21 protein-coding genes and 1 tRNA gene are annotated in these 24,706 nt (G+C 63.7%); all 22 read left to right on the plus strand.

What is annotated here, in order from left to right; all coding sequences use genetic code 11:
- The first annotated feature begins 19 nt into the window (after positions 1-19).
- The 22 genes from LL962_RS09885 to pnp all read left to right on the plus strand — a co-directional run bounded on the left by LL962_RS09885 (position 20) and on the right by pnp (position 24,423).
- Positions 20-376, plus strand: a complete 357-nt coding sequence (locus LL962_RS09885; RefSeq protein WP_011037659.1) for an NADH-quinone oxidoreductase subunit A — start codon at positions 20-22, stop codon at positions 374-376.
- The gene (locus LL962_RS09890; protein WP_016944318.1) at positions 367-921 is read left to right on the plus strand and encodes a NuoB/complex I 20 kDa subunit family protein; all 555 of its coding nucleotides are present in this window, start codon (positions 367-369) and stop codon (positions 919-921) included. The genes LL962_RS09885 and LL962_RS09890 overlap by 10 nt, the downstream gene beginning before the upstream one ends.
- 36 nt (positions 922-957) lie before the next feature.
- The gene (locus LL962_RS09895) at positions 958-1,710 is read left to right on the plus strand and encodes an NADH-quinone oxidoreductase subunit C (RefSeq protein ID WP_104588784.1); all 753 of its coding nucleotides are present in this window, start codon (positions 958-960) and stop codon (positions 1,708-1,710) included.
- Entirely contained in the window at positions 1,707-3,014 is a 1,308-nt protein-coding gene (locus LL962_RS09900; RefSeq protein ID WP_104588783.1) for an NADH-quinone oxidoreductase subunit D, read from the plus strand. The genes LL962_RS09895 and LL962_RS09900 overlap by 4 nt, the downstream gene beginning before the upstream one ends.
- On the plus strand, positions 3,011-3,538 hold the full coding sequence (gene nuoE, locus LL962_RS09905) for an NADH-quinone oxidoreductase subunit NuoE (protein ID WP_104542572.1): 528 nt from the start codon (positions 3,011-3,013) through the stop codon (positions 3,536-3,538). Before LL962_RS09900 ends, nuoE begins: the two co-directional genes overlap by 4 nt.
- 3 nt (positions 3,539-3,541) lie before the next feature.
- Complete coding sequence (nuoF, locus tag LL962_RS09910) at positions 3,542-4,876, plus strand: NADH-quinone oxidoreductase subunit NuoF (protein ID WP_104588782.1); 1,335 nt, start codon at positions 3,542-3,544, stop codon at positions 4,874-4,876.
- Positions 4,873-7,107, plus strand: coding sequence for an NADH-quinone oxidoreductase subunit NuoG (gene nuoG, locus LL962_RS09915; RefSeq protein WP_228316775.1), 2,235 nt, complete (start codon positions 4,873-4,875; stop codon positions 7,105-7,107). The genes nuoF and nuoG overlap by 4 nt, the downstream gene beginning before the upstream one ends.
- Positions 7,104-8,195: an NADH-quinone oxidoreductase subunit NuoH gene (gene nuoH / locus LL962_RS09920; RefSeq protein WP_228316776.1), complete on the plus strand. Its 1,092-nt coding sequence runs from the start codon at positions 7,104-7,106 to the stop codon at positions 8,193-8,195. The genes nuoG and nuoH overlap by 4 nt, the downstream gene beginning before the upstream one ends.
- Positions 8,196-8,198: 3 nt before the next feature.
- Complete coding sequence (gene nuoI / locus LL962_RS09925) at positions 8,199-8,687, plus strand: NADH-quinone oxidoreductase subunit NuoI (protein ID WP_014508211.1); 489 nt, start codon at positions 8,199-8,201, stop codon at positions 8,685-8,687.
- A 4-nt stretch (positions 8,688-8,691) separates the two neighbouring features.
- On the plus strand, positions 8,692-9,354 hold the full coding sequence (locus tag LL962_RS09930) for an NADH-quinone oxidoreductase subunit J (protein WP_228316829.1): 663 nt from the start codon (positions 8,692-8,694) through the stop codon (positions 9,352-9,354).
- Positions 9,351-9,656: an NADH-quinone oxidoreductase subunit NuoK gene (gene nuoK / locus LL962_RS09935; protein ID WP_228316777.1), complete on the plus strand. Its 306-nt coding sequence runs from the start codon at positions 9,351-9,353 to the stop codon at positions 9,654-9,656. Before LL962_RS09930 ends, nuoK begins: the two co-directional genes overlap by 4 nt.
- A 7-nt stretch (positions 9,657-9,663) precedes the next feature.
- The gene (gene nuoL, locus LL962_RS09940) at positions 9,664-11,811 is read left to right on the plus strand and encodes an NADH-quinone oxidoreductase subunit L (RefSeq protein ID WP_228316778.1); all 2,148 of its coding nucleotides are present in this window, start codon (positions 9,664-9,666) and stop codon (positions 11,809-11,811) included.
- 20 nt (positions 11,812-11,831) lie between these two features.
- Complete coding sequence (locus LL962_RS09945; RefSeq protein ID WP_228316779.1) at positions 11,832-13,334, plus strand: NADH-quinone oxidoreductase subunit M; 1,503 nt, start codon at positions 11,832-11,834, stop codon at positions 13,332-13,334.
- Positions 13,335-13,370: 36 nt separating this feature from the next.
- Positions 13,371-14,831 carry an NADH-quinone oxidoreductase subunit NuoN gene (gene nuoN / locus LL962_RS09950; RefSeq protein ID WP_228316780.1) on the plus strand — a complete coding sequence of 487 codons (1,461 nt, stop codon included), beginning with the start codon at positions 13,371-13,373 and terminating at the stop codon, positions 14,829-14,831.
- 186 nt (positions 14,832-15,017) lie between these two features.
- Positions 15,018-15,094, plus strand: a tRNA-Met gene (locus LL962_RS09955).
- 197 nt (positions 15,095-15,291) lie between these two features.
- Positions 15,292-15,882 carry a ribosome maturation factor RimP gene (gene rimP, locus LL962_RS09960; protein ID WP_104588777.1) on the plus strand — a complete coding sequence of 197 codons (591 nt, stop codon included), beginning with the start codon at positions 15,292-15,294 and terminating at the stop codon, positions 15,880-15,882.
- Between the two features lie 4 nt (positions 15,883-15,886).
- A complete protein-coding gene (nusA, locus tag LL962_RS09965) occupies positions 15,887-17,398 on the plus strand; it encodes a transcription termination factor NusA (RefSeq protein ID WP_104588776.1) in 1,512 nt (503 codons plus the stop codon).
- A 95-nt stretch (positions 17,399-17,493) separates the two neighbouring features.
- Positions 17,494-20,208, plus strand: coding sequence for a translation initiation factor IF-2 (infB, locus tag LL962_RS09970; RefSeq protein WP_228316781.1), 2,715 nt, complete (start codon positions 17,494-17,496; stop codon positions 20,206-20,208).
- A gap of 116 nt (positions 20,209-20,324) precedes the next feature.
- A complete protein-coding gene (gene rbfA / locus LL962_RS09975) occupies positions 20,325-20,717 on the plus strand; it encodes a 30S ribosome-binding factor RbfA (protein WP_228316782.1) in 393 nt (130 codons plus the stop codon).
- A gap of 78 nt (positions 20,718-20,795) precedes the next feature.
- Positions 20,796-21,722, plus strand: a complete 927-nt coding sequence (gene truB / locus LL962_RS09980; RefSeq protein WP_228316783.1) for a tRNA pseudouridine(55) synthase TruB — start codon at positions 20,796-20,798, stop codon at positions 21,720-21,722.
- Between the two features lie 156 nt (positions 21,723-21,878).
- Complete coding sequence (rpsO, locus tag LL962_RS09985) at positions 21,879-22,139, plus strand: 30S ribosomal protein S15 (RefSeq protein WP_003485583.1); 261 nt, start codon at positions 21,879-21,881, stop codon at positions 22,137-22,139.
- A gap of 169 nt (positions 22,140-22,308) precedes the next feature.
- Positions 22,309-24,423 carry a polyribonucleotide nucleotidyltransferase gene (gene pnp, locus LL962_RS09990; protein WP_228316784.1) on the plus strand — a complete coding sequence of 705 codons (2,115 nt, stop codon included), beginning with the start codon at positions 22,309-22,311 and terminating at the stop codon, positions 24,421-24,423.
- The last annotated feature ends 283 nt before the right edge of the window (positions 24,424-24,706 follow it).

Genomic DNA, 24,706 nt, shown 5'->3' on the forward strand with positions numbered 1-24,706 from the left:
GAGGCAAGAGAGAATCGCTGTGCTGGCCGAATATTTGCCGAGTCTGCTGTTTCTGGTTGTCGCCACTGGCATCGGCATCGTGTTGATGCTGATTGGCCGGTTCCTCGCTCCGCGTAGCCCGGACGCGCGCAAGCTCTCCCCGTACGAGTGTGGCTTCGAAGCATTCGAAGACGCGCGCATGAAGTTCGATGTGCGCTACTACCTCATTGCGATCCAGTTCATCGTGTTCGACCTGGAAATCATTTTTATCGTGCCCTGGACGCAGGTGTTCATGGAGATCGGCGCGCGTTCGCTGGTCACCATGGGGCTGTTCGTCGGCATGTTGTTCCTCGGCTTTATCTACGTGTGGAAGAAGGGAGCGCTGGAATGGGAGTGATTCAGACCCTGGATCGTCTGATGACCAACCCGATGCCGGAAGGCCGGGTGGAAGACATCCTGCGCCCGGAAGGCGAAAACCCGCTGCTGGAGAAGGGCTATGTGACCACCAGCGTCGATGCGCTGCTGAACTGGGCGCGTACCGGTTCGATGTGGCCGATGACCTTCGGTCTGGCCTGCTGCGCGGTCGAGATGATGCACGCTGGCGCTGCGCGTCTGGATCTTGACCGGTATGGCGTGGTGTTCCGCCCGTCGCCGCGTCAGTCCGACGTGATGATCGTCGCCGGCACCTTGGTCAACAAGATGGCCCCGGCGCTGCGCAAGGTCTACGACCAGATGCCGGATCCGAAGTGGGTCATCTCGATGGGCAGCTGCGCCAATGGCGGCGGCTACTATCACTATTCGTATTCGGTGGTGCGCGGTTGCGATCGCATCGTGCCGGTGGACATCTACGTCCCGGGCTGCCCGCCGACCGCCGAGGCGCTGGTCTACGGCATCCTGCAGCTGCAGAAGAAGATCTGGCGAACCCAGACCATCGCACGCTGACACCCGTCTTCTCCTACCGAGAGCAGCCAAGCCCCCATGGCAGAGCAAGCATCCTCCTTCACTGACCGACTCGCGGCACGCTTCGCCGGCGCGCAGATCGCCGTGGCACTGCCGCGCGGCGAAGTGACGCTGGAAGTCGCTGCAGCCGATTGGCACGCGACCTGTCTTGCGTTGCGCGACGAGCTCGGTTTCGAGCAGCTCAGCGACCTGTGCGGCGTCGACTACCTGGGATATGGCAGCGACGAGTGGGACACTGCCGATGTGTCCTCGCAGGGTTTCAGCCGCGGCGTCGAGGGCAAGGCCGTCGGCCGTTTCGCCTGGGGCGAGTTCCCCAGCCAAGAAAGTTCCGATGGCGCCCAGCCGCAGCAACTGCCCAAGCAGCGCTTCGCGGTGGTCGCGCAGCTGATTTCCTACCAGCACAACCAGCGTCTGCGTGTGCGTTGCTATGCGCCGGACGAGCAAGTGCCGGTCGTGGCGTCGGTGACCGACATCTGGCCTGGCGTGAACTGGTTCGAGCGCGAAGCCTTCGACCTGTTCGGCATCGTGTTCGCTGGTCACCCGGACCTGCGCCGCATCCTGACCGACTATGGATTCGTCGGTCATCCGTTCCGCAAGGATTTCCCGCTGATCGGCAACGTCGAAGTGCGTTACGACGAAGAACGCAAGCGCGTGGTGTACGAGCCGGTGACATCGGTCGAGCCGCGCGTCGGTGTGCCGCGCGTGATCCGCGACGACGCCCGTTATGAGACTGCCGCCGGTGAAGTGGGCAAGTCGGAGACTGCCAAGTGAGTGAGTTCCGCCAGGCAACCGATGCCTTCGCGAGCAATCCTGTGGAAAGCAAACAGGAAATCCGCAATTACACGATGAACTTCGGCCCGCAGCATCCTGCGGCGCACGGCGTGTTGCGCCTGATCCTGGAAATGGATGGCGAAACCGTGGTGCGTGCCGATCCGCATATCGGCCTGCTGCACCGTGGCACCGAGAAGCTGGCCGAGTCCAAGCCGTTCAACCAGTCGGTGCCGTACATGGACCGTCTGGATTACGTGTCTATGATGTGCAACGAGCACGCCTATGTGCGCGCGATCGAGTCCCTGATGGGAATCGAAGCGCCCGAGCGTGCGCAGTACATCCGCACCATGTTCGACGAGATCACCCGCATCAAGAACCACCTGATGTGGGTGGGCTCCAATGCGCTCGATCTCGGTGCGATGGCGGTGATGCTGTATGCATTCCGCGAGCGCGAAGAATTGATGGACGTGTACGAGGCAGTCAGCGGCGCGCGCATGCACGCGGCGTACTACCGTCCGGGCGGCGTCTACCGCGATCTGCCCGATCGCATGCCGCAGTACAAGGAATCGCGCTGGCACAAGGGCGGGGCGCTGAAGAAGCGCAACGCCGGTCGCGAAGGCAGCATGCTGGACTTCCTGGAGGAGTTCACCAACACCTTCCCGGCCCGCGTGGACGAATACGAAACCCTGCTGACCGACAACCGCATCTGGAAGCAGCGCACCGTCGATGTCGGCATCATCAGCCCGGATCTGGCGCGTGCCTGGGGCATGACCGGCCCGATGCTGCGTGGCTCGGGCATCGAATGGGATCTGCGCAAGAAGCAGCCGTACGCCAAGTACGATGCGGTGGACTTCGACGTCCCGGTCGGCACCAATGGCGACTGCTACGACCGCTACCTGGTGCGCGTGGCCGAGATGCGCGAATCCAACCGCATCATCAAGCAGTGCGTGAAGTGGCTCAAGGCCAATCCCGGTCCGGTCATGGTCACCAATTTCAAGGTCGCTCCGCCAAGCCGCGAAGGCATGAAGGACGACATGGAAGCGCTGATCCATCACTTCAAGCTGTTCAGCGAAGGCTACTGCGTGCCAGCCGGCGAAACCTATAGCGCGGTCGAAGCGCCCAAGGGCGAGTTCGGCTGCTACCTGATGTCCGACGGCGCCAACAAGCCGTTCCGCGTGCACCTGCGCGCGCCGGGTTTCGCGCATCTGTCGTCGATGGATGCGGTGGTGCGTGGCTATCTGCTGGCCGACGTCGTGGCGATGATCGGTACTTACGATTTGGTTTTCGGTGAGGTTGACCGATGAAGGCGACGGGTAATTTCGAAGCGGCGCGCGACGTCGATCCGCAGGTGGTGCTGAGCGACAAGACGCGCGCGCACATTGATCATTGGCTGACCAAGTTCCCGCCCGACCGCAAGCGGTCGGCCGTGCTGCAGGGTCTGCATGCCGCGCAGGAACAGAACCAGGGCTGGCTGACCGACGAATTGATCGTGGGCGTGGCCAAGTACCTGGAGCTGCCGCCGGTCTGGGCCTATGAGGTCGCCAGCTTTTATTCGATGTTCGAGACCGAAAAGGTCGGCCGCCACAATGTGGCGTTCTGCACCAACATCAGCTGCTGGCTCAACGGCGCCGAAGATCTGCTGGCCCACGCGGAGAAGAAGTTGGGTTGCAAGCTGGGTCAGTCGACGGCCGATGGCCGCGTCTATCTCAAGCGCGAAGAAGAGTGCCTGGCGGCCTGCTCCGCAGCGCCGATGATGGTCATCAACGGCCATTACCACGAGCACCTGACGAAAGAGAAGGTCGACGCGCTGCTGGACGGGCTGGAATAAGACATGGCACATCATCACGCACCTACAGGTCCGGTCGGTCCGGCGCCGTTGCCGCATCAGGTCGTCTACACGACCTTGCACTATGACACTCCGTGGTCGTACGAGAACTATCTCAAGACCGGTGGCTACGCGGCGCTGCGCAAGATTCTCGAAGAAAAGATCCCGCCTGCCGACGTCATCGAGATGGTCAAGGCATCGAACCTGCGCGGCCGTGGCGGCGCGGGCTTTCCGACCGGTCTGAAGTGGTCGTTCATGCCCAAGGGCACGATGCAGAAGTACATCCTGTGCAATTCGGACGAATCCGAGCCGGGCACCTGCAAGGACCGGGACATCCTGCGCTACAACCCGCATTCGGTGGTGGAGGGCATGGCGATCGCCTGCTACGCCACCGGCTCGACGGTGGGCTACAACTACCTGCGCGGCGAGTTCCACCACGAGCCATTCGAAAACTTCGAGCTGGCACTGGCCGATGCGTACGCCAATGGCTGGCTGGGCAAGAATATTCTCGGCAGCGGCGTGGATATCGACATCTACGGCGCGCTGGGTGCCGGTGCCTACATCTGCGGCGAAGAAACCGCATTGATGGAATCGCTGGAAGGCAAGAAGGGGCAGCCGCGCTACAAGCCGCCGTTCCCGGCCAACTTCGGCCTGTACGGCAAGCCCACCACCATCAACAACACCGAGACCTATGCGTCGGTGCCGGCGATCATTCGTAACGGCCCGGAGTGGTTCCTGGGCCTGAGCAAGACCAAGAACGGCGGCCCGAAGATCTTCTCGGTGTCCGGTTGCGTGCAGAAGGGCGGCAATTTCGAAGTGCCGCTCGGCACCACCTTCGACGAACTGCTGGAAATGGCCGGTGGTCTGCGCCCGGGTCGCAAGCTCAAGGGCGTGGTGCCCGGCGGTGTGTCGATGCCGGTGCTCAAGGCCGATCAGGTCGCCGGTCTGCAGATGGACTACGACACCCTGCGTGCGCTGGGCACTGGTCTGGGTTCGGGCGCCATCGTGGTGCTGGACGACAGCGTCTGCTGCGTACGTTTCGCCTGCCGCATCTCGCAGTTCTTCCACAAGGAATCCTGCGGCCAGTGCACCCCGTGCCGCGAGGGCACCGGCTGGATGCACCGCGTGCTGGAGCGCATCGTCGCCGGCAAGGCCACGATGGAGGACCTGCACCAGCTGCGCACCGTCGCCGGCCAGATCGAAGGTCACACCATCTGCGCCTTCGGCGAAGCGGCGGCTTGGCCGATTCAAGGCTTCCTGCGTCAGTTCTGGGACGAGTTCGAGTACTACATCGTCAACGGTCGTTCGATCGTCGATACGCAAGTCGGAGTGGCTGCATGAGCGCCCAACCAGTGAATCCGAACGTGCCACCGGACCATGTCACCGTCGAGATCGACGGGCAGTCCCTGGTGGTGCCGAAGGGCTCGATGATCATCCAGGCGGCCGACAAGGCCGGCATCCCGATCCCGCGCTTCTGCTACCACGAGAAGCTGCCGATCGCGGCCAATTGCCGTATGTGCCTGGTCGACGTCGAAAAGTCGCCGAAGCCGTCGCCCGCCTGTGCAACGCCTGTGATGGATGGCATGAAGGTCACCACGCGCAGCGAAAAGGCGCTGAAGTATCAGCGCAGCGTGATGGAATTCCTGCTGATCAACCATCCGCTGGACTGCCCGATCTGCGATCAGGGCGGCGAGTGCGAATTGCAGGACGTGTCGCTCGGCTACGGCCGCTCGGTAAGCCGTTTCAACGAGCGCAAGCGCGTGGTGCCGGATGAGGACATCGGCCCGCTGGTCGCCACCGAGATGACGCGCTGCATTCAGTGCACGCGCTGCGTGCGCTTCACCGCAGATATCGCCGGCACCTACGAGCTCGGCGGCATGTATCGCGGCGAGAACCTGCAGATCGGAACCTATGACGGCAAGCCGCTGACCACCGAGATTTCCGGCAACGTCATCGACGTGTGTCCGGTGGGTGCGCTGACCAACAAGGTGTTCCAGTTCCGTGCGCGTCCATGGGAGCTGACCGCGCGTGAATCGCTGGGTTACCACGATGCGATGGGCTCTAACCTGTTCCTGCACGTGCGTCGCGGCGAAGTGCTGCGCAGCGTGCCGCGCGAGAACGAGGCGGTCAACGAATGCTGGCTGTCCGATCGCGACCGTTACTCGCACCAGGGCCTGTACGCCGAAGACCGCGCGGTCAAGCCGCTCAAGAAGGTCAATGGCGCATGGACTGAAGTGAGCTGGACCGAAGGCCTGGCTGCCGCGACGCAGATCCTGCGCGAGAACGCCGGCGATGCGCTGGGCGTGCTGGTGCATCCGTCCACCTCGAACGAAGAGGGCGCCTTGCTGGCGCGGCTGGCCGAAGGCCTGGGCAGCGGCAACCTGGATCACCGCCTGCTCAATCGCGATTTCTCCGATGCTGCCGTGGCGCAGGCCTTTGCCACGCCACTGGCCGAGATCGAACAGGCCGATGTGGTGGTCTTGTTCGGTACCAACGTGCGACACGAGCTGCCGCTGCTGCATGCGCGGCTGCGTAAGGCGCACATCCAGAACGGTACGCGGATCCACTCGGTAAATCCGGTCGATTTCGATTTCGCCTTCACCCAGGCCAGTCGCGCCGTGGTCGCGCCCTCGCAGCTGGCCGGCGCCCTGGACGACGTCACGCTGCGCGATGCAGTCAAGGGCGCAAGCCGCGCCGTGATCGTGGTTGGCGCGCTGGTCGAGAACCATCCGCAGGCGGCAACGCTGCGCGCCGCAGCGCGTGACTTCGCCGCGGCCACCGGCGCTTCGCTGTGCCGTATTCCGCAGGGTGCCAACGCGGTGGGTCTGGTGTCGCAAGGTGTGCTGCCGAGCGCACGCGATGTCGCCGGCATGCTGGCGCAGCCGCGCCAGGCGTATGTGCTGTACGGCATCGAGCCAGGGCTGGATTTTGCCGATGCCGCCGCTGCGCGCAGCGCGCTGGCCGGCGCCAAGGTCGTTGCCTTCAGCCAGTTCGCCTGTGCGTCCACGCGCGATGTGGCCGACGTGATCCTGCCGATCGGCGCACTGCCGGAAATCGACGCCTCGCTGACCAACCTCGATGGTCGCGTGCAGACCGCACGTGCCGCAGGCCGCCTGCCGGTCGAAGCGCGCGAAGGCTGGCGGGTGCTGCGAGCACTCGGCGGCGAGCTGGGCCTGCCCGGTTTCGAGTTCATCGACCTGGTCGGCCTGCGTGCCGGTATGCAGAACCGTTCGGTGACTCCGGCCGGTTCGCCGCAGCCGGTCGCTGCGAACGAAGGCCTGGAAGTGGCAGCGACCGCTGCGATCTACCGCACCGATGCCGTGGTGCGTCGTGCCGCCGCGCTGCAATCGCACCCGCTCAACATTGCCCCGTGCGTGGCGATGCATCCGGAGCAGGCCGCGCAGTTGCAGGTCGCCGAAGGGCAGATGGTCAAGGTCGGTACCGACGCCGGTAGGGCGACGTTGCCGGTGGTGCTGGACAAGCGCGTCGCACCGGGCACGGTGTGGATCGAATCCGGCCACGGCGCAACCGCGCCGCTCGGTGCCGGTCGTGTAACGGTGGTGGGTGCATGAACGAATTGCTGTTGAACGTGGTCGATCCCCTCCACCAGTGGTTTCTCGGACTGGGTGACGGCGGCGTGGTCCTGTGGACCGTGCTGAAGATCCTGCTGATCGCCGTGCCGGTGATCGTGGCAGTGGCCTTCTATGTGGTCTGGGAACGCAAGCTGATCGGCTGGATGCATGTTCGCCACGGGCCCATGTACGTGGGCATGGGCATCTTCCAGGCCTTCGCCGACGTCTTCAAGCTGCTGTTCAAGGAAATCCTGCAGCCGGCCAGCTCGCACAAGGCGATGTTCGTCATCGCGCCGCTGCTGACGCTGGCCCCGGCATTCGCCGCCTGGTCGGTGGTGCCGTTCGATGCGCAGCTGGTGTTGTCCAATGCCAACGTGGGTTTGCTGTACCTGCTGGCCATGACCTCGCTGGGCGTGTACGGCATCATCCTGGCGGGTTGGGCGTCCAACTCCAAGTACGCGTTCCTCGGCGCCATGCGTTCGGCTGCGCAGGTGGTCAGCTACGAAATCGCGATGGGCTTCGCGCTGGTCGGCGTGATGATCGCCGCCGGTAGCGTCAATCTCAGCCAGATCGTGTTCGCGCAGGCAGGCAACTCCGGATTCTTCGATTGGTTCCTGCTCCCCCTGTTCCCGTTGTTCATCGTGTACTGGGTGTCCGGTGTCGCCGAGACCAACCGCGCACCGTTCGACGTGGTGGAAGGCGAGTCGGAAATCGTCGCCGGGCACATGGTGGAGTACTCGGGCGGCGCATTCGCGCTGTTCTTCCTGGCCGAATACGCCAACATGATTCTGGTCAGCTTCCTGATCTCGATCTTCTTCCTCGGCGGCTGGCTGAGCCCGATCCAGGGTTGGGTCAGCGCAGACATCTCGCCGTGGATCGACTGGGTATGGAAGGGCGGTTGGCCGTGGCTGCTGATGAAGGTGTTCTTCTTCGCCAGCGCCTACATCTGGTTCCGTGCCAGCTTCCCGCGTTACCGCTACGACCAGATCATGCGTCTGGGCTGGAAGGTCTTCATTCCGCTCACGATCGTATGGATCGCAGTGACGGCGTTGATGGTGTTTTACGGTGTGATCCAGAAGGGCGTGTAATCGATGAACAAGATCACCCATTATTTCAAGAGCCTGCTGCTGCTCGAATTGCTCGGTGGCCTGTGGTTGACGTTGAAATACACGTTCAAGCCCAAGTACACCGTGCTGTACCCGATGGAGAAGTTCCCGCAGTCGCCGCGTTTCCGTGGCCTGCATGCACTGCGGCGCTATCCCAACGGCGAAGAACGCTGCATCGCCTGCAAGCTGTGCGAGGCGGTGTGCCCGGCGCTGGCGATCACCATCGACTCGGCCAAGCGCGAGGACGGCACCCGCCGCACCACGCGTTACGACATCGATCTGTTCAAGTGCATCTTCTGTGGCTTCTGCGAAGAAAGCTGCCCGGTGGACTCGATCGTCGAGACGCACATCCTCGAGTACCACTTCGAGAAGCGTGGCGAGAACATTGTCAACAAGCCGCAGCTGCTGGCGATCGGAGACCGGCTGGAAGCCGAGATCGCCGAGCGTCGCGCTGCCGATGCCGCCTTCCGTTGAGGTCATGATGGACTGGGTCTCTATTGCTTTCTACGCCTTCTCCGCCATCGCGGTCGTCTCTGCCGGTGCGGTGATCAGTGTGCGCAACCCGGTGTATGCGGTGCTGTGCCTGATCCTCACCTTCTTCTCGATGGCCTGCATCTGGCTGTTGGTCGGCGCGGAGTTTCTCGGCGTCACGCTGGTGCTGGTCTACGTCGGTGCGGTGATGGTGTTGTTCCTGTTCGTGGTGATGATGCTGGACATCGATACCAGCCGCCTACGCGAGGGCTGGGTCAAGTATCTGCCGGTCGGTGTCATCGTGGCAGTGGCGATGCTGGTGCAGATGGTCACCCTGATCGGCGTCAAGGCACGCAGCGCCGCGCCGTTCCCGGCCGATAATGCCGCAGCGACGGCCGCCGACAGCTCGAATCTGACCTGGTTGGCCAAGAGCCTGTACACCGAATTCCTGCTGCCGTTCGAATTCGCCGCGGTGATCCTGACCGTAGCGGTGGTGGCCGCCGTGATGCTGACCTTGCGCAAGCGCACCGGCGTCAAGATGCAGAACGCATCCGAGCAGTCGCGGGTCAAGGCTGGCGATCGTTTGCGCATGGTCAAAATGGCGGTCGAAAAGCCGGTGCGGGTCGCGCCGCAGGCGGATGCGATCGACGGACAGGAGGCGAAGTCTTGATTACCTTGGGCCACCTGCTTGGACTGGGCGCGCTGCTGTTCTGCATCTCCCTGGCCGGCATTTTCCTCAATCGCAAGAACGTCATCGTGTTGCTGATGTCGATCGAGCTGATGCTGTTGTCGGTCAACGTCAACTTCATCGCGTTCTCGCGCGAACTCGGCGACACCGCCGGTCAGTTGTTCGTGTTCTTCATCCTGACCGTCGCCGCCGCGGAGGCCGCCATCGGTCTTGCGATCCTGGTGACTCTGTTCCGTACGCGCCGCACGATCAATGTGGCCGAAGTCGACACGTTGAAGGGCTGACCCGTAGATGGAAATCACTCTCTCCAAGAGTCTGCTGATCGCAGTGGTGCTGGCACCGCTGGTCGGCAGCATCATCGCCGGCCTGTTCGGTCGCCAGGTGGGGCGCAAGGGCGCGCAGTACGTCACCATCCTCGGCGTGGCAGTCAGCTGCGTGTTGTCGTGCATGACGCTGTACCAACTGGCGGAGCAGGGCGCCAGCCCGTTCAACCAGAACCTCTATACGTTCTTCGATGTCGGTAACTACTCCGCGCACGTCGGCTTCATGGTCGATCGCCTGACCGCGATGATGATGGTGGTGGTGACCTTCGTGTCGTTGCTGGTGCATATCTACACCATCGGCTACATGGAAGAAGACCCGGGCTACCAGCGCTTCTTCAGCTACATTTCGTTGTTCACCTTCTCCATGCTCACCCTGGTGATGAGCAACAACTTCCTGCAGCTGTTCTTCGGCTGGGAAGCGGTGGGCCTGGTGTCCTATCTGCTGATCGGTTTCTGGTTCAAGCGCCCGACTGCAGTGTTCGCCAACATGAAGGCGTTCCTGGTCAATCGCGTCGGCGACTTCGGCTTCATTCTCGGCATCGCCGGCGTGCTGCTGTGGTTCGGCTCGCTGGATTACTCCACCGTGTTCGCCAACGCGACCACCATGGCCGGTGCCAAGGTGCAGCTGTTCGCCGGTCACGAGTGGAGCGTGATGACGATGATCTGCATCTGCCTGTTCATCGGTGCGATGGGCAAGTCGGCGCAGGTGCCGTTGCATGTGTGGTTGCCCGACTCGATGGAAGGCCCGACGCCGATCTCGGCGCTGATCCACGCAGCGACCATGGTCACTGCCGGCATCTTCATGGTGGCGCGCATGTCGCCGCTGTTCGAATTGTCGGAGACTGCGCTGAACTTCATTCTGTTCATCGGTGCGACCACGGCCTTCTTCACCGGCCTGATCGGCATCGTGCAGAACGACATCAAGCGCGTGGTTGCGTATTCCACGCTGTCGCAGCTGGGTTACATGACCGTGGCGCTGGGCGTATCCGCGTATTCGGCAGCCGTGTTCCACCTGATGACGCACGCGTTCTTCAAGGCGCTGCTGTTCCTCGCTGCTGGTTCGGTCATCATCGGCATGCACCACGAGCAGGACATGCGCAAGATGGGCGGCCTGCGCAAGTACATGAAGGTGACCTACTGGACCAGCGTGATCGGTACGCTGGCGTTGGTAGGTACGCCGTTCTTCTCGGGCTTCTACTCGAAGGACACCATCATCGAGGCCGCCGCGCACCATGCGCATGAGTCGCATAGCTGGATCGCGACCTACGGCTACTGGGCGGTGCTGGGTGGCGTGCTGGTCACCAGCTTCTACAGCTTCCGTCTGCTGTTCCTGACCTTCCACGGCAAGGAGCGTTTCCGCGATGCCCATGCGCACGACGCGCATGCCCATCACGACAGCGCGCATGCCGAGGCCCATGCGCACGACAGCCACGCGCATGACGCCCATGGCCACGACGATCACGGACATGGGCACCATGGCGCCCACGAACCGCACGAGTCCAAGTGGGTGGTGACGTTGCCGCTGATCCTGCTGGCGATCCCGTCGATCGCGGTCGGCTTCTTCACCATCGGTCCGATGTTGTTCGGTACCGACTGGCAAGGCCACCATGCCGCGCACGCGCTCAAGGGCCAGGCAGTCTCGTTCTTCACCGGTATCGTCGATTTCTACGATCCGGCACGCGATACCGTGGGTGCGCTGGCCGAAGAGTTTCATGGTCCTGTCGCATTCGCGCTGCACGGCATGACCGCCGCGCCGTTCTTCCTGACCGTTGCCGGCCTGCTGCTTGCCGCGCTGTTCTACCTGTGGAAGCCGGAGCTGGCCACCAAGTCGCGCAAGGCGTTCGCGCCGCTCGTGTGGTTGCTGGAGAACAAGTACGGTTTCGACAAGCTGTGGATCAATGGCTTCGCCGGCGGTGGCGTTGTCCTTGGCAAGGCGTCACGTGCAGTCGATACCCACGTGGTCGACGGTGCGGTCGTCAATGGTTCGGCCCGACTGATCGACCTGGCGGCACATCTGCTGCGTCGCACGCAATCCGGTTTCCTCTATCACTACGCCTTCGCAATGATCATCGGTTTGATCGCCTTGTTGGCGGTACTGATGCATTTCTGGCGTTGACCTGTACGGAATAAGAAAACGTGTCGAACTGGCCTTTACTGTCTATCCTGATCTGGCTGCCGATTATCGGTGGCGCCCTGATCCTTGCGTTGCGCAACGCCGAGACTGCCCGCTGGGCATCGCTGGCGGTGGCGGTGGCGACCTTCGTGCTGAGTCTGCCGCTGCTGGGCTACGACACGGCAAACGACGCCCTGCAGTTTGTCGAACTGCACGCCTGGATCCCGGCCTACAACATCGGCTACAACCTGGGCGTAGACGGCATTGCGGTCGCGCTGATCGTGCTGACCACGTTGGTGACGGTGCTGTCCCTGATCGGCGCCTGGCGATCGATCGACAAGCGCGTCAACCAGTACGTGGCAGCCTTCCTGATCCTGGAAGGCGTCACCGTCGGCATCTTCGCCGCCACCGACGCGATGTTGTTCTACGTGTTCTTCGAGGCCATGCTGATCCCGATGTTCCTGATCATCGGTGTCTGGGGCGGCCCGCGGCGCATCTACGCGGCAATGAAGTTCTTCCTGTACACCTTCCTCGGCTCGGTGCTGATGCTGGTGGGCCTGGTCTACTTGTACCTGAAGGGCGGCAGCTTCCAGCTCGCCGACCTGTATGCGATGCAGTTGAGCGCCAAGGAACAGACCTGGATCTTCTTCGCCTTCCTGATCGCGTTTGCGGTCAAGGTGCCGATGTTCCCGGTACACACCTGGCTGCCGGACGCGCACGTCGAGGCACCGACCGCCGGTTCGGTGATCCTGGCAGCGATCGCACTGAAGATCGGCGGCTACGGTTTCCTGCGCTTCAACCTGCCGATCGTGCCGGATGCCAGCCATGAGTTCGCCTGGCTGGTCATTGCACTGTCGTTGATCGCCGTGATCTACGTCGGCCTGGTGGCGCTGGTACAGGAAGACATGAAGAAGCTGGTGGCGTACTCGTCCATCGCGCACATGGGCTTCGTCACCCTGGGCACCTTCATCGCGTTCACCCTGGTGCGCGAATACGGCAGCACCGACGCGGCCCGTCTGGGCCTGCAGGGCGCAATGGTGCAGATGATTTCGCATGGTTTCGTGTCCGGTGCGATGTTCTCCTGCATCGGTGTGTTGTACGACCGCATGCACACCCGCCGCATCGCCGACTACGGCGGCGTGGTCAATTTGATGCCGTGGTTTGCGACCTTTGCGATGCTGTTCTTCATGGCCAACGCGGGTCTGCCGGGTACCAGCGGCTTCGTGGGCGAATTCATGGTGATCCTGGCCAGCTTCCAGAAGCATCCGCTGATTGCCCTGGCTGCTGCGACCACCCTGGTGATCACTGCCGCCTATACGTTGTGGCTGTACAAGCGCGTGTTCTTCGGCGAAGTGGCCAACGCGCACGTGGCCGAGCTGAAGGACATCAATGGCCGCGAGGCGTTAGTGCTGGGGGTGTTCGCCGCCGGCGTGCTGGCCCTGGGCATATACCCGAAGCCGCTGACCGATCTGATGGAACCGTCGATCGCCAAGCTGGCGACCCAGATTGCAACGACCAAGCTCTGACAGCTTGCCGTCCGTACCGATTTTCAGGATTTGATGATGACCACGCCAACGCTCGCGCCGTTGACCACCGCCGACCTGGCTCCGCTCGTACCGGAGCTGGCGCTGATCGGCGGCGCCTTCGCTCTGCTGATGCTCGACCTGTTCGTGAGCCAGCGGAACAAGGTCTGGACCCACCTGTTCTCCGTCGCCGTCCTGGCCGTGGTCCTCGTGCTGCTGGCGACCGGAACGGGCGGGCAGGGCGAGATCTTCGGCGGCATGTTCGTGCGCGACACCGCCGCCGACGTGATGAAGACCGTGATCGTGCTCGTCAGCGGCCTGAGCCTGGTGTACGGCTGGACCTACCTGCGCGAACGCAACCTCTACCAGGGCGAGATTCCGGTGCTGGTGTTGTTTGCCACTGCCGGCATGATGTTGCTTGCCTCGGCCGGCAGCCTGCTGATGGTCTACCTGGGTCTGGAACTGCTGGCGCTGTGTTCGTACGCACTGGTTGCCTCCAACCGCGACAACGGCCTGGCCACCGAAGCGGCGATGAAGTACTTCGTGCTGGGTTCGCTGGCGTCTGGCCTGTTGCTGTACGGCATGTCGCTGGTCTACGGTGCCACCGGCACGCTGAGCCTGGCCGGCATCCACGAGGCCATCGACGGTTCCGGCGAGCGTACCCTGCTGCTGACCGGCACCATCTTCATGATCGCCGGTGTTGCCTTCAAGCTGGGCGCTGCGCCGTTCCACATGTGGCTGCCTGACGTCTACCAGGGCGCGCCTGCACCGATCGCGCTGTTCATCAGTTCGGCGCCCAAGCTGGCGGCTTTCGGCATGGCTTACCGCCTGCTGGAGGTAGGGATGGGGCCGCTGTCGCCGCAATGGCACCTGTTGATCGGGGGACTGTCGGCGGTATCGCTGGTGATCGGCAACCTGATGGCCATTGCGCAGAGCAATCTCAAGCGCATGCTCGCCTACTCGACGGTGTCGCATATCGGCTTCCTGCTGATGGGCGTGGCCGGTGGCGGCGAGGAGGGCTATGCGGCCGCGATGTTCTACGCGGTGAGCTACACCATCATGTCGACCGCCTCGTTCGGCGCCATCATCGCGCTGTCGCGCAATGGCTTCGAAGCCGAGAACATCGACGACTTCAAGGGCCTCAATGCGCGTAACCCGTGGATGGCCGGGCTGGTGCTGTGCATCATGGCGTCGCTGGCGGGCATTCCACCGTTCCTCGGCTTCTGGACCAAGCTGGCCGTGCTCGGCGCGGCGGTGAAGGGCGACATGCTGTGGCTGGCACTGGTCGGCGTGATCTGCGCGGTGATCGGCGCGTATTACTACCTGCGTGTCATCAAGGTCATGTACTTCGACGAGCCGGTGGGCGAGCCGCTGCCAGCCAACAACGATCGCGTGCTGGGGACCGTGCTGGGCGTGAACGCGTTGGCCCTGCTGGCGCTTGGCCTGGCGTGGAGCCCGATCATGGCGTGGTGCCAGCGCGCGTTCGCCGGTCTGACCTGAGGCAGGCGTGCGCGCTCCATGCCGGCCGTATGGCGGCAGGGAGAGCGAATAGGGATCGTAGCTGTTTCGTTTTTGTTGCATTGCGGGTATCATTCGCCGCGACGTTGAACAGCCGCCACGCTGTTCAACAGATGAAAAACTAGGGCTTGCAATTTTCGCTCCAGTTCTTCATAATTCCGCTTCTGCTGCGGGGTGGAGCAGTCTGGCAGCTCGTCGGGCTCATAACCCGAAGGTCGCAGGTTCAAATCCTGCCCCCGCTACCAAGTTTCGAATTGTTGCTTCATCGCAGTGATTCAGCTTCTTGGATCGTAAGGACGTTTGTTCCCGTCTTTACGCCGACCCGGAGAGGTCGGGCTTTTTTTACGCAAGGGGCCCATCGGGCCCCTTGTTTTTTCCGGAACCGGAAAGTTTGCTGCCGGTTGCCGGGGTCCTACTGGCAATCATCTGATCAGGGCAGTCTGTGAGCGAAAAGGCGACCGAAATCGCGAATCTGCTGAGTCCAACGGTGGAGTCCTTGGGGCTCGAGCTGTTGGGGGTGGAATATCTTCCCGCTCCGGGCGGCGCGACGCTGCGTTTGTACATCGATGTGCCGTTGGTCGAGCAGCCCGAGCGCATGGTCAATGTCGACGATTGCGAACGCGTGAGTCGTGAAGTCTCGGCCCAGCTCGACGTCGAGGATCCGATCAGCGGTAACTACACGCTGGAAGTGTCTTCGCCGGGTGTCGATCGTCCCTTGTTCACCCTCGATCAGTTCGCGCGCCACACTGGCGAGTCGGCCAAGATCGTGTTGAAGCTGGCGCAGGAGGGGCGGCGCCGCTTCCAGGGACAGATCGTGCGGATCGAGCCGGAGGCCGACGCGGTGGTGTTTGCCGTCGACGGCAAGGATGTGCAGATCGGGTTCGACAATATCGACAAGGCGCGCATCGTGCCGGATTGGGTCGCGCTGGGCCTGGCACCGCAAAAACCGAATAAGCCCGGCCCGAAAAAGCCCGGGCACGACAAGAAGAAACCATCCAACGAGTCGGCGGCCGGCAAGCCGCGCGCGGAGTGACGAAATGAGCAAGGAACTTTTGCTGGTAGTGGATGCGGTCGCCAACGAAAAAGGCGTGCCGCGCGAAGTGATCTTCGAGGCGATCGAGGCCGCGCTGGCGTCCGCAGCGAAGAAGCGTTATCCCGACCAGGACGTGCTGACGCGCGTGACCATCGATCACAAGGACGGTAACTACGAGACCTTCCGCCGCTGGGAAGTGGTTGCCGACGATGTGGTGATGGAATCGCCGGATCGCCAGGTGCGCCTGATGGATGCCGTCGACGAGGCCGATGGCGTCGAGGTCGGCGATTACATCGAGGAGCAGATCGAGAACCCGGATTTCGGCCGCATCGCCGCGCAGGCCGCCAAGCAGGTGATCGTGCAGCGTGTGCGCGAGGCCGAGCGGCAGCAGGTGGTCGATGCCTGGAAGGATCGGGTCGGCGAGCTGATCACCGGCGTGGTCAAGCGCGCCGAGCGCGGCAACATCTTCGTCGATCTGGGTGGCAACGCCGAAGCCTTCATTCCCAAGGACAAGGGCATTCCGCGCGATGTGCTGCGGCCGGGCGATCGGGTCCGCGGCTATTTGGCGGAAGTGCGCTCCGAGCCACGCGGGCCGCAGCTGTTCATCAGCCGCGCTGCGCCGGAATTCATGATCGAGTTGTTCAAGCTGGAAGTGCCTGAAGTCGGTCAGGGCCTGGTCGAGATCAAGGCCTGCGCACGCGATCCGGGCGATCGCGCCAAGATCGCCGTGATCGCGCACGACACCCGTACCGACCCCATCGGCGCCTGCATCGGCATGCGCGGTTCGCGCGTGCAGGCGGTGTCCAACGAGCTCAACGGCGAGCGTGTGGACATCGTGTTGTGGAACGAGAATCCCGCCAACTTCGTGATTAACGCCATGGCGCCTGCCGAAGTGCAGTCGATCATCGTCGACGAAGAAAAGCATGCGATGGACCTGGCGGTGGCCGAAGACCGCCTGGCCCAGGCGATCGGCAAGGGCGGCCAGAACGTTCGGCTCGCCAGCCGCCTGACCGGTTGGCAGCTCAATGTGATGACTGCCGACCAGGTGGCTGCGAAGTCGGAGGCCGAGCAGGCATCGGCGCGCCAGCTGTTCATGGACCGCCTGGAAGTGGACGAGGAAATCGCCGCCATCCTGGTGTCCGAAGGCTTCAACACGGTCGAGGAAATCGCCTACGTGCCGGTCGGCGAGCTGCTGGCGGTGGAGGGCTTTGACGAAGACATCGTCGAGGAACTGCGTGCCCGCGCGCGCGATGCGCTGCTCAATGCCGCGCTGGCCGAGGAAGAAGGCCTGGAAGGAACTCAGCCCACCGAGGACCTGCTGGCGCTGGAGGGGATGGACGAGGAGACGGCGTTTGCGCTGGCCGAGCACGGCGTGCGTACCAGTGAGGACTTGTCCGACCTGGCGGCGGACGAGATCGTCGACTTCGGCATCGAGGGCATGACCCAGGAGCGCGCCGCGGCGCTGATCCTGGCCGCCCGCGCCGAGGAGATCGCCCGTTTGGAGCGCGGCGAATGAGCCGGCAATGAACCGCGCCCTGACCCCATCAGGGCTTAGAATCAGCGTATCCCTTGCTCTGGGCGAGGGGGCGCCAACCAGATCATAGGATCCGAATGTCGCAGCAAACCACCATCCGCAAGCTTGCCGAACTGGTCAACACGCCGGTCGATAAACTGCTGGTTCAACTGGCCGAGGCCGGAATGAAGTTCAGCGGTCCCGACCAGGTCGTGACCAGCACCGAGAAGATGAAACTGCTTGGCTTCCTGCGCCGCACGCACGGCAAGGCCGACACGCCCGCCGACGCGGCGAGCGAAGCAGCCAAGAAGATCACGCTCAATCGGCGCAAGCTGCAGGAAGTCACGGTCAACGCCGGCCGCACCAAGACCACGGTCAACGTGGAGGTGCGGCAGAAGCGCACGTACGTGAAATCCGAGAACGAAGGCAACGGCCGCCCTGCGGCGATGACGCCGGACGAAGAGCGCGCCGACATCCTGCGCAAGCTCGAGGAGTCGCGTAAGCGCAATCTGGACGAGCAGCAGCGGCTTGCCGAAAGCGACCGCGTGCGCGACGAGGCGATTCAACGCAAGCGCGAAGAAGAGCAGGCCGCAAAGGACCGTGCCGAAGCCGAGCGCAAGGCTGCCGAGGAAGCTGCTGCGGCTGCCAGCGCGCCGCCGCCGGCCGCCGCCGAGCCGGCCGCGTCTGCCGCACCGTCCGCACGTGCGCCATCCGCACCGTCCTCCGCGCCCCGTACGGCACGTCCCGCGGGTAGCGCAGCGCCGGCCTCGCGTCCGGCTGCGCCGGCACGTGCGGACGACCGCAACAACGCGGCCAAGCACAAGACGCGCGGTTCGCACGTCATGGTGGCAGGCGTCGAAGACGACGATGCGACCAAGCGGTTTGCTGGTCAATTGCATCTGTCGGCGGCCGATCGTGCGCGCCGTTCGAACGTGCGCGGCAAGCCGGCCGGCCGGCCGGGCTCGTCGTCGTCGCGTCGCGGCAACGACGGTGGCCGGGGTGGCAGCCAGGGTAATAGCGGTCCGCACGGTTTCGAACGTCCCACCGCACCGGTGGTGCGCGAAGTGGCGATCGGCGACACCATCACCGTGGCCGATCTGGCGCAGAAGCTCGCGCTCAAGGGCGGCGACGTGGTCAAGGCGCTGTTCAAGATGGGCGTCATGGCGACCATCACCCAGACGATCGACCACGACACCGCGGCGCTGGTGACCGAAGAACTCGGCCACAAGGCCGTGCGTGCCGACAATGCCGACTTCGAGGATGCGCTGCTGGCGCACGCCGAAGACGCGCAGGGCGAAGCTGCGCCGCGTCCGCCGGTGGTGACCATCATGGGCCACGTCGATCACGGCAAGACCTCGCTGCTGGATTACATCCGTCGTACCAAGATCGCCTCCGGCGAAGCGGGCGGCATTACCCAGCACATCGGTGCGTACCACGTGGAAACCGACCGTGGCGTCATCAGCTTCCTGGATACGCCCGGCCACGCCGCGTTTACCTCGATGCGCGCGCGCGGTGCCAAGATCACCGACATCGTGGTGCTGGTGGTCGCGGCCGACGATGGCGTGATGCCGCAGACCAAGGAAGCGGTGGCGCATGCCAAGGCGGCGGGCGTTCCGTTGATCGTGGCGGTGAACAAGATCGACAAGGCTGGCGCCGATCCGTTGCGGGTCAAGAACGAATTGCTGGCCGAAGACGTGGTGGCCGAAGAGTTCGGCGGCGACACCCAGTTCATCGAGGTGTCGGCCAAGATCGGCACTGGCGTCGACACGCTGCTGGACGCGATCTCGTTGCAGGCCGAAGTGCTGGAACTCAAGGCGGTGGCCGAAGGCCGCGCCAGCGGTACCGTGATCGAATCGTCGCTGGACAAGGGCCGCGGCCCGGTCGCCACGGTGCTGGTGCAGCAGGGCGCGCTCAAGCGTGGTGACTACCTGGTGTGCGGTATCCAGTACGGCCGTGTGCGTGCGCTGTTCGACGAAACCGGCCATCAGCCGGCCTCGGCGGGTCCCTCGATTCCGGTGCAGGTGCTGGGCCTGTCCGGCGTGCCGGAGGCCGGCGACGACTTCGTGGTCGTCGACGACGAGCGTCTGGCCAAGGACGTGGCGCAGCAGCGCGAAACCAAGCGCCGCGAATCGCGTCTGGTGGCCTCGGCCACCAACCGCATGGAAGACATCCTGGCCCAGATGGGCAAGGGCGAAGGCCAGCAGGTGTTGAACCTGGTGATCAAGGCCGACGTGCAGGGGTCGGTGGAAGCGCTCAAGCAGTCGCTGGTGGCCTTGTCCAACGAAGACATCCGCATCAACGTGATCCACTCCGGCGTGGGCGGCATCACCGAGTCCGATGCGAATTCGGCTGCAGCCTCCAAGGCGACGGTGATCGGCTTCAACGTGCGTGCGGATGCGTCGGCACGCAAGATCGTCGAGTCCAACGGCATCGACCTGCGCTACTTCTCGATCATCTATGACGTGATCGATCAGGTGAAGCAGGTGGCGTCCGGTCTGCTCGGCGTGGAGATCCGCGAAGAGATCATCGGCATCGCGCAGGTGCGCGACGTGTTCCGCAGCTCGAAGTTCGGCGCGGTGGCCGGCTGCATGGTCGTCGAAGGCGTGGTCAAGCGCAGCAAGCCGATCCGTGTGTTGCGCGACAGTGTCGTGGTGTTCGAAGGCGAGCTGGAATCGCTGCGCCGCTTCAAGGAAAACGTCGAGGAAGTGCGCAACGGCACCGAATGCGGTATCGGCGTGAAGGCCTACAACGACGTCAAGGCGGGCGATCAGATCGAGTGCTTCGAGCGTATCGAAGTGGCGCGCACGCTGTAACGAAGACGGGACCGGGACTCGGGGCCCGGAACCCGGGAGAAGCGAAGGCCACGGCTCTTGTCTCTTCCGGGTCCCGGGTCCCGGGTCCCGGGTCCCGAACCAAAAGGTTCCCGACCATGCCAACCAAATCCTTCCACCGCACCGACCGCGTTTCCGCGCAGGTGCGTCGTGATCTCGGCACCATCGTGCACGCCGCCGTGCGCGATCACGGCCTGCCGTCGGTCAGCGTGTCCGATGTCGAGATCAGCCGCGACCTGGCGCATGCCAAGGTCTTCGTCACCGCGCTGCAACAGGAACGCTCGGCCGAAGCGGTCAAGGGGCTCAAGGAAATCGCCGGGCAGCTGCGCACGCAGCTGGCGCGTGCGATGAAGCTGCGCCACGTGCCTGAGCTGCATTTTCATTACGACGATTCCGTCGATCGCGGCGAGCACATCGACAAATTGCTGCGCGACCTGGACGATGTCGGTCCCGATGCCGCCTCCGGCGACGACGAGGACGACCGGCGCTGAGCGCCGTGTGAGTAGGGCACCCTTGCAGGAGCCCTGGTTTTCTGCGGCTGCCTGCACGCCCGATTCGAGTCCGATCTTTTGAAACCCCGCATCGTCTATCGCCCGCTGCACGGCATCCTGTTGCTGGACAAGCCGGCCGGGCTCAGTTCCAACAACGCCTTGCAGGCCGCGCGCCGCTTGCTGCGCGCGGAGAAGGGTGGCCACACGGGCAGCCTGGATCCGCTGGCCACAGGCCTGCTGCCGTTGTGCCTGGGTGAGGCAACCAAGATCGCCGGCCTGTTGCTGGGTGCGGCCAAGGCCTACGACGCCGAGGTGGTACTGGGCGTCACCACCGATACCGATGATGCCGATGGCGTGACGCTGCGCGAACGCGCGGTGCCCGAGCTGAGCGACGAAGCGCTACGCGAGGCGCTGCTGCCGTTCATCGGCTGCATCCGACAGCAAGCTCCGATCTATTCGGCGCTCAAGCAAGGCGGCGAGCCGCTCTACGCCAAGGCGCGCCGCGGCGAGACGATCGAGGCGCCCGTGCGCGATATCGAGGTGCATGCCATCGAGGTCCTCGGCTATCGGGCGCCCCGCCTGCAACTGCGGGTGACCTGCGGCTCGGGCACGTACATCCGCAGTCTCGCCCGCGATCTGGGCGAGGCGCTGGGCTGCGGCGCGCATATCGCCGCACTGCGGCGGCTGTGGGTCGAGCCGTTCCGCGCCCCGCAGATGATCACCCTGGAGGCCCTGGCCCTTGCGATGGACGCCGGCACGCCAGCCGAGCAACTGCTGCTGCCGATCGCCGCCGGATTGGCCGACTTCGCGCAGATCACGCTCGACCAGGCCCACGCCACCCGGTTCCGGATGGGCCAGCGTCTGCGCGACGAGGCCTTCCCGCCGGGTCAGGTCGCGGTGTTCGAACCGGACGGAACGCCCGCCGGACTGGGCCTGGTGGATGCCCAGGGGCGGCTATCGCCGCAACGCCTGTTCAACGGGCTGAACGATCGTTCGGGTTGTTAAGGTTTAGTCAACTTGTTCCCCGGGCCGCACGACGTTACACTTTCGCGGCCCCGATCGGGGCACTTCTGCGCCAAGCGCGCTCATCCCAAGCAAACGGCGAGTCCGACGGTGCGTCATGCACGTTCCTGTCGACCACGCATCTATCGAGAAATCACCATGTCCGTCGATACCCAGAAAGTCATTGAAGATAACAAGCGCAGCGCCCAAGACACCGGTTCGCCGGAAGTGCAGGTCGCGCTGCTGACCGCACGCATCGAGCTGCTGACCGGCCACTTCAAGACCCACAAGAAGGATCACCACAGCCGTCGCGGCCTGCTGCAGATGGTCAACCGTCGCCGCAGCCTGCTCGACTACCTGAAGAAGAAGGACAACGAGCGTTACAAGTCGTTGATCGAGAAGCTCGGCCTGCGCCGCTGATCGAGTCCTACCGCCGCGGCGCAGCGATGCGCCGCGGTTTTGTTTTGGCCTTTCGCAACGCACTACAACGCACTACCAAGTACATGGGCCGGAGCCTCCCGGCCGCCCGTTCTCGGCATGGGTCGACGACGGTCCAACGCAGACAGTTTCAGCTAAGGAAAAAACCCTCGTGGCAAAAATCACCAAAACCTTCCAGTACGGCAAGCACACCGTCACCCTGGAGACGGGCGAAGTCGCTCGCCAGGCGAGCGGTGCCGTCATCGTCAAGATGGACGACACCGTACTGCTGGTCACCGCCGTCGCCGCAAAATCCGCGCGCGAAGGGCAGGACTTCTTCCCCCTGACGGTCGATTATCAGGAGAAGTTCTACGCCGGCGGCCGCATCCCGGGCGGCTTCTTCAAGCGCGAAGGACGTGCGACCGAGAAGGAGACGTTGATCTCGCGCCTGATCGACCGTCCGATCCGTCCGTTGTTCCCCGAGGACTACAAGAACGAAGTGCAGATCATCGCCACCGTGATGTCGATGAATCCGGACATCGATGGCGACATCGCCGCGCTGATCGGCGCGTCGGCTGCGCTGTCGCTGGCGGGCACTCCGTTCAACGGCCCGATCGGCGCCGCCAAGGTGGGCTACAAGAACGGTGAGTACATCCTCAACCCGACCGTCACCGACCTGAAGGACTCGCAGCTGGAACTGGTGGTCGCCGGTACCGCCAATGCCGTGTTGATGGTGGAATCCGAAGCGGCGCTGTTGTCCGAGGAAGTGATGCTGGGTGCGGTCACCTTCGGTCATCGCGAAATGCAGAAGGTCATCAACGCGATCAACGAACTGACCGTCGAAGCCGGCACCAAGCCCAGCGCCTGGGTTGCGCCTGCCAAGAACACCGCGCTGATCAACGCGCTGAAGGAAGCGGTCGGCACCCAGCTGGCCGGCGCCTTCCAGGTGCGCGACAAGCTGCAGCGTCGCGACGCCATCTCCGCCATCAAGAAGGACGTGCTGGAGTCGCTGGCCGGCCGCGTCGCGTCCGAGGGCTGGAACGCTGCCGAGCTGGCCAAGGAATTCGGCGAGCTGGAGTACCGCACCATGCGCGACTCGGTGCTGGACACCAAGGTGCGTATCGATGGCCGTGCACTGGATACCGTGCGCCCGATTTCGGTGCAGGCCGGCGTGCTGCCGCGTACCCACGGCTCGGCCCTGTTCACCCGCGGTGAGACGCAGGCGATCGTGGTCACCACGCTGGGCACCGCCCGCGACGGCCAGGTGATCGACGCGGTCAGCGGCGAGTACAAGGAAAACTTCCTGTTCCATTACAACTTCCCTCCGTATTCGGTGGGCGAGTGCGGCCGTTTCGGTGCGCCGAAGCGTCGCGAGATCGGTCACGGCCGTCTGGCCAAGCGCGGCGTGCTCGCCGTGATGCCGAGCCTGGAAGAGTTCCCGTACACCATTCGTGTTGTCTCGGAAATCACCGAGTCCAACGGTTCCTCGTCGATGGCCTCGGTGTGCGGCTCCTCGCTGGCACTGATGGACGCCGGCGTGCCGGTCAAGGCGCCGGTGGCGGGTATCGCCATGGGCCTGGTGAAGGAAGACGACCGTTTCGTGGTGCTGTCGGACATCCTGGGTGACGAAGATCACCTGGGCGACATGGACTTCAAGGTGGCCGGTACTGCCGAAGGCGTGTCCGCGCTGCAGATGGACATCAAGATCGAAGGCATCACCGAAGAGATCATGAAGCAGGCATTGCAGCAGGCCAAGGCTGGCCGTCTGCACATCCTGGGCGAGATGTCCAAGGCGCTGACCACCCCGCGTCAGGAGCTGAGCGATTACGCGCCGCGCCTGCTGACCATCAAGATCCACCCGGACAAGATCCGCGAAGTGATCGGCAAGGGCGGCTCGACCATCCAGGCGATCACCAAGGAGACCGGTACGCAGATCGACATCCAGGACGACGGCACGATCATCATTGCCTCGGTCAACGCCATCGCTGCGCAAGCCGCGAAGTCGCGCATCGAGCAGATCACCTCGGACGTGGAACCGGGCCGCATCTATGAAGGCAAGGTCGCCAAGATCATGGACTTCGGTGCGTTCGTGACCATTCTGCCGGGCAAGGACGGTCTGGTGCACGTCTCGCAGATTTCCAGCGAGCGTGTGGAGCGGGTCGGCGACAAGCTGAAGGAAGGCGATGTGGTCCGCGTCAAGGTGCTGGAAGTGGACAAGCAGGGCCGTATCCGTCTGTCGATCAAGGCAGTGGAAGAAGGCGAAGGCGTGCAGGCATCGGCCGAGTAATCGCCACTGGCTGACGCGTCAAAAGAAGCGGGCTTCGGCCCGCTTTTCTTTTGTGCACTTGATTTCTTCTCCCACCGGGAGAAGGTGGCGCGCAACGCCGGATGAGGGCGCGTGCAAGGCCTCGTGGTATTCGGAATGCAAGTGGCTTCGCACCGTACCCTCACCCCAACCCCTCTGCCGCAGGACAAGGGCTTCGATTTCTTCTCCCATCGGGAGAAGGTGGCGCGCAGCGCCGGATGAGGGTGCGTGCAGGGCTTCGTGATATTCGGAATGTAAGTGGCTT

Origin of the sequence: Xanthomonas sp. NCPPB 1067 (genome assembly GCF_020783795.1) — a bacterium.
Taxonomy (GTDB): domain Bacteria; phylum Pseudomonadota; class Gammaproteobacteria; order Xanthomonadales; family Xanthomonadaceae; genus Xanthomonas; species Xanthomonas melonis.

Bases quoted from the DNA above. Each gene is read 5' to 3' on its own strand.
- nuoG (WP_228316775.1), top strand. From the start codon at position 4,873: ATGAGCGCCCAACCAGTGAATCCGAACGTGCCACCGGACCATGTCACC.
- nuoL (WP_228316778.1), top strand. From the start codon at position 9,664: ATGGAAATCACTCTCTCCAAGAGTCTGCTGATCGCAGTGGTGCTGGCA.
- nuoI (WP_014508211.1), top strand. From the start codon at position 8,199: ATGAACAAGATCACCCATTATTTCAAGAGCCTGCTGCTGCTCGAATTG.
- rpsO (WP_003485583.1), top strand. From the start codon at position 21,879: ATGTCCGTCGATACCCAGAAAGTCATTGAAGATAACAAGCGCAGCGCC.
- LL962_RS09895 (WP_104588784.1), top strand. From the start codon at position 958: ATGGCAGAGCAAGCATCCTCCTTCACTGACCGACTCGCGGCACGCTTC.
- LL962_RS09930 (WP_228316829.1), top strand. From the start codon at position 8,692: ATGATGGACTGGGTCTCTATTGCTTTCTACGCCTTCTCCGCCATCGCG.
- LL962_RS09890 (WP_016944318.1), top strand. From the start codon at position 367: ATGGGAGTGATTCAGACCCTGGATCGTCTGATGACCAACCCGATGCCG.
- nuoN (WP_228316780.1), top strand. From the start codon at position 13,371: ATGACCACGCCAACGCTCGCGCCGTTGACCACCGCCGACCTGGCTCCG.
- nusA (WP_104588776.1), top strand. From the start codon at position 15,887: ATGAGCAAGGAACTTTTGCTGGTAGTGGATGCGGTCGCCAACGAAAAA.
- nuoE (WP_104542572.1), top strand. From the start codon at position 3,011: ATGAAGGCGACGGGTAATTTCGAAGCGGCGCGCGACGTCGATCCGCAG.
- nuoH (WP_228316776.1), top strand. From the start codon at position 7,104: ATGAACGAATTGCTGTTGAACGTGGTCGATCCCCTCCACCAGTGGTTT.
- infB (WP_228316781.1), top strand. From the start codon at position 17,494: ATGTCGCAGCAAACCACCATCCGCAAGCTTGCCGAACTGGTCAACACG.
- nuoF (WP_104588782.1), top strand. From the start codon at position 3,542: ATGGCACATCATCACGCACCTACAGGTCCGGTCGGTCCGGCGCCGTTG.
- rbfA (WP_228316782.1), top strand. From the start codon at position 20,325: ATGCCAACCAAATCCTTCCACCGCACCGACCGCGTTTCCGCGCAGGTG.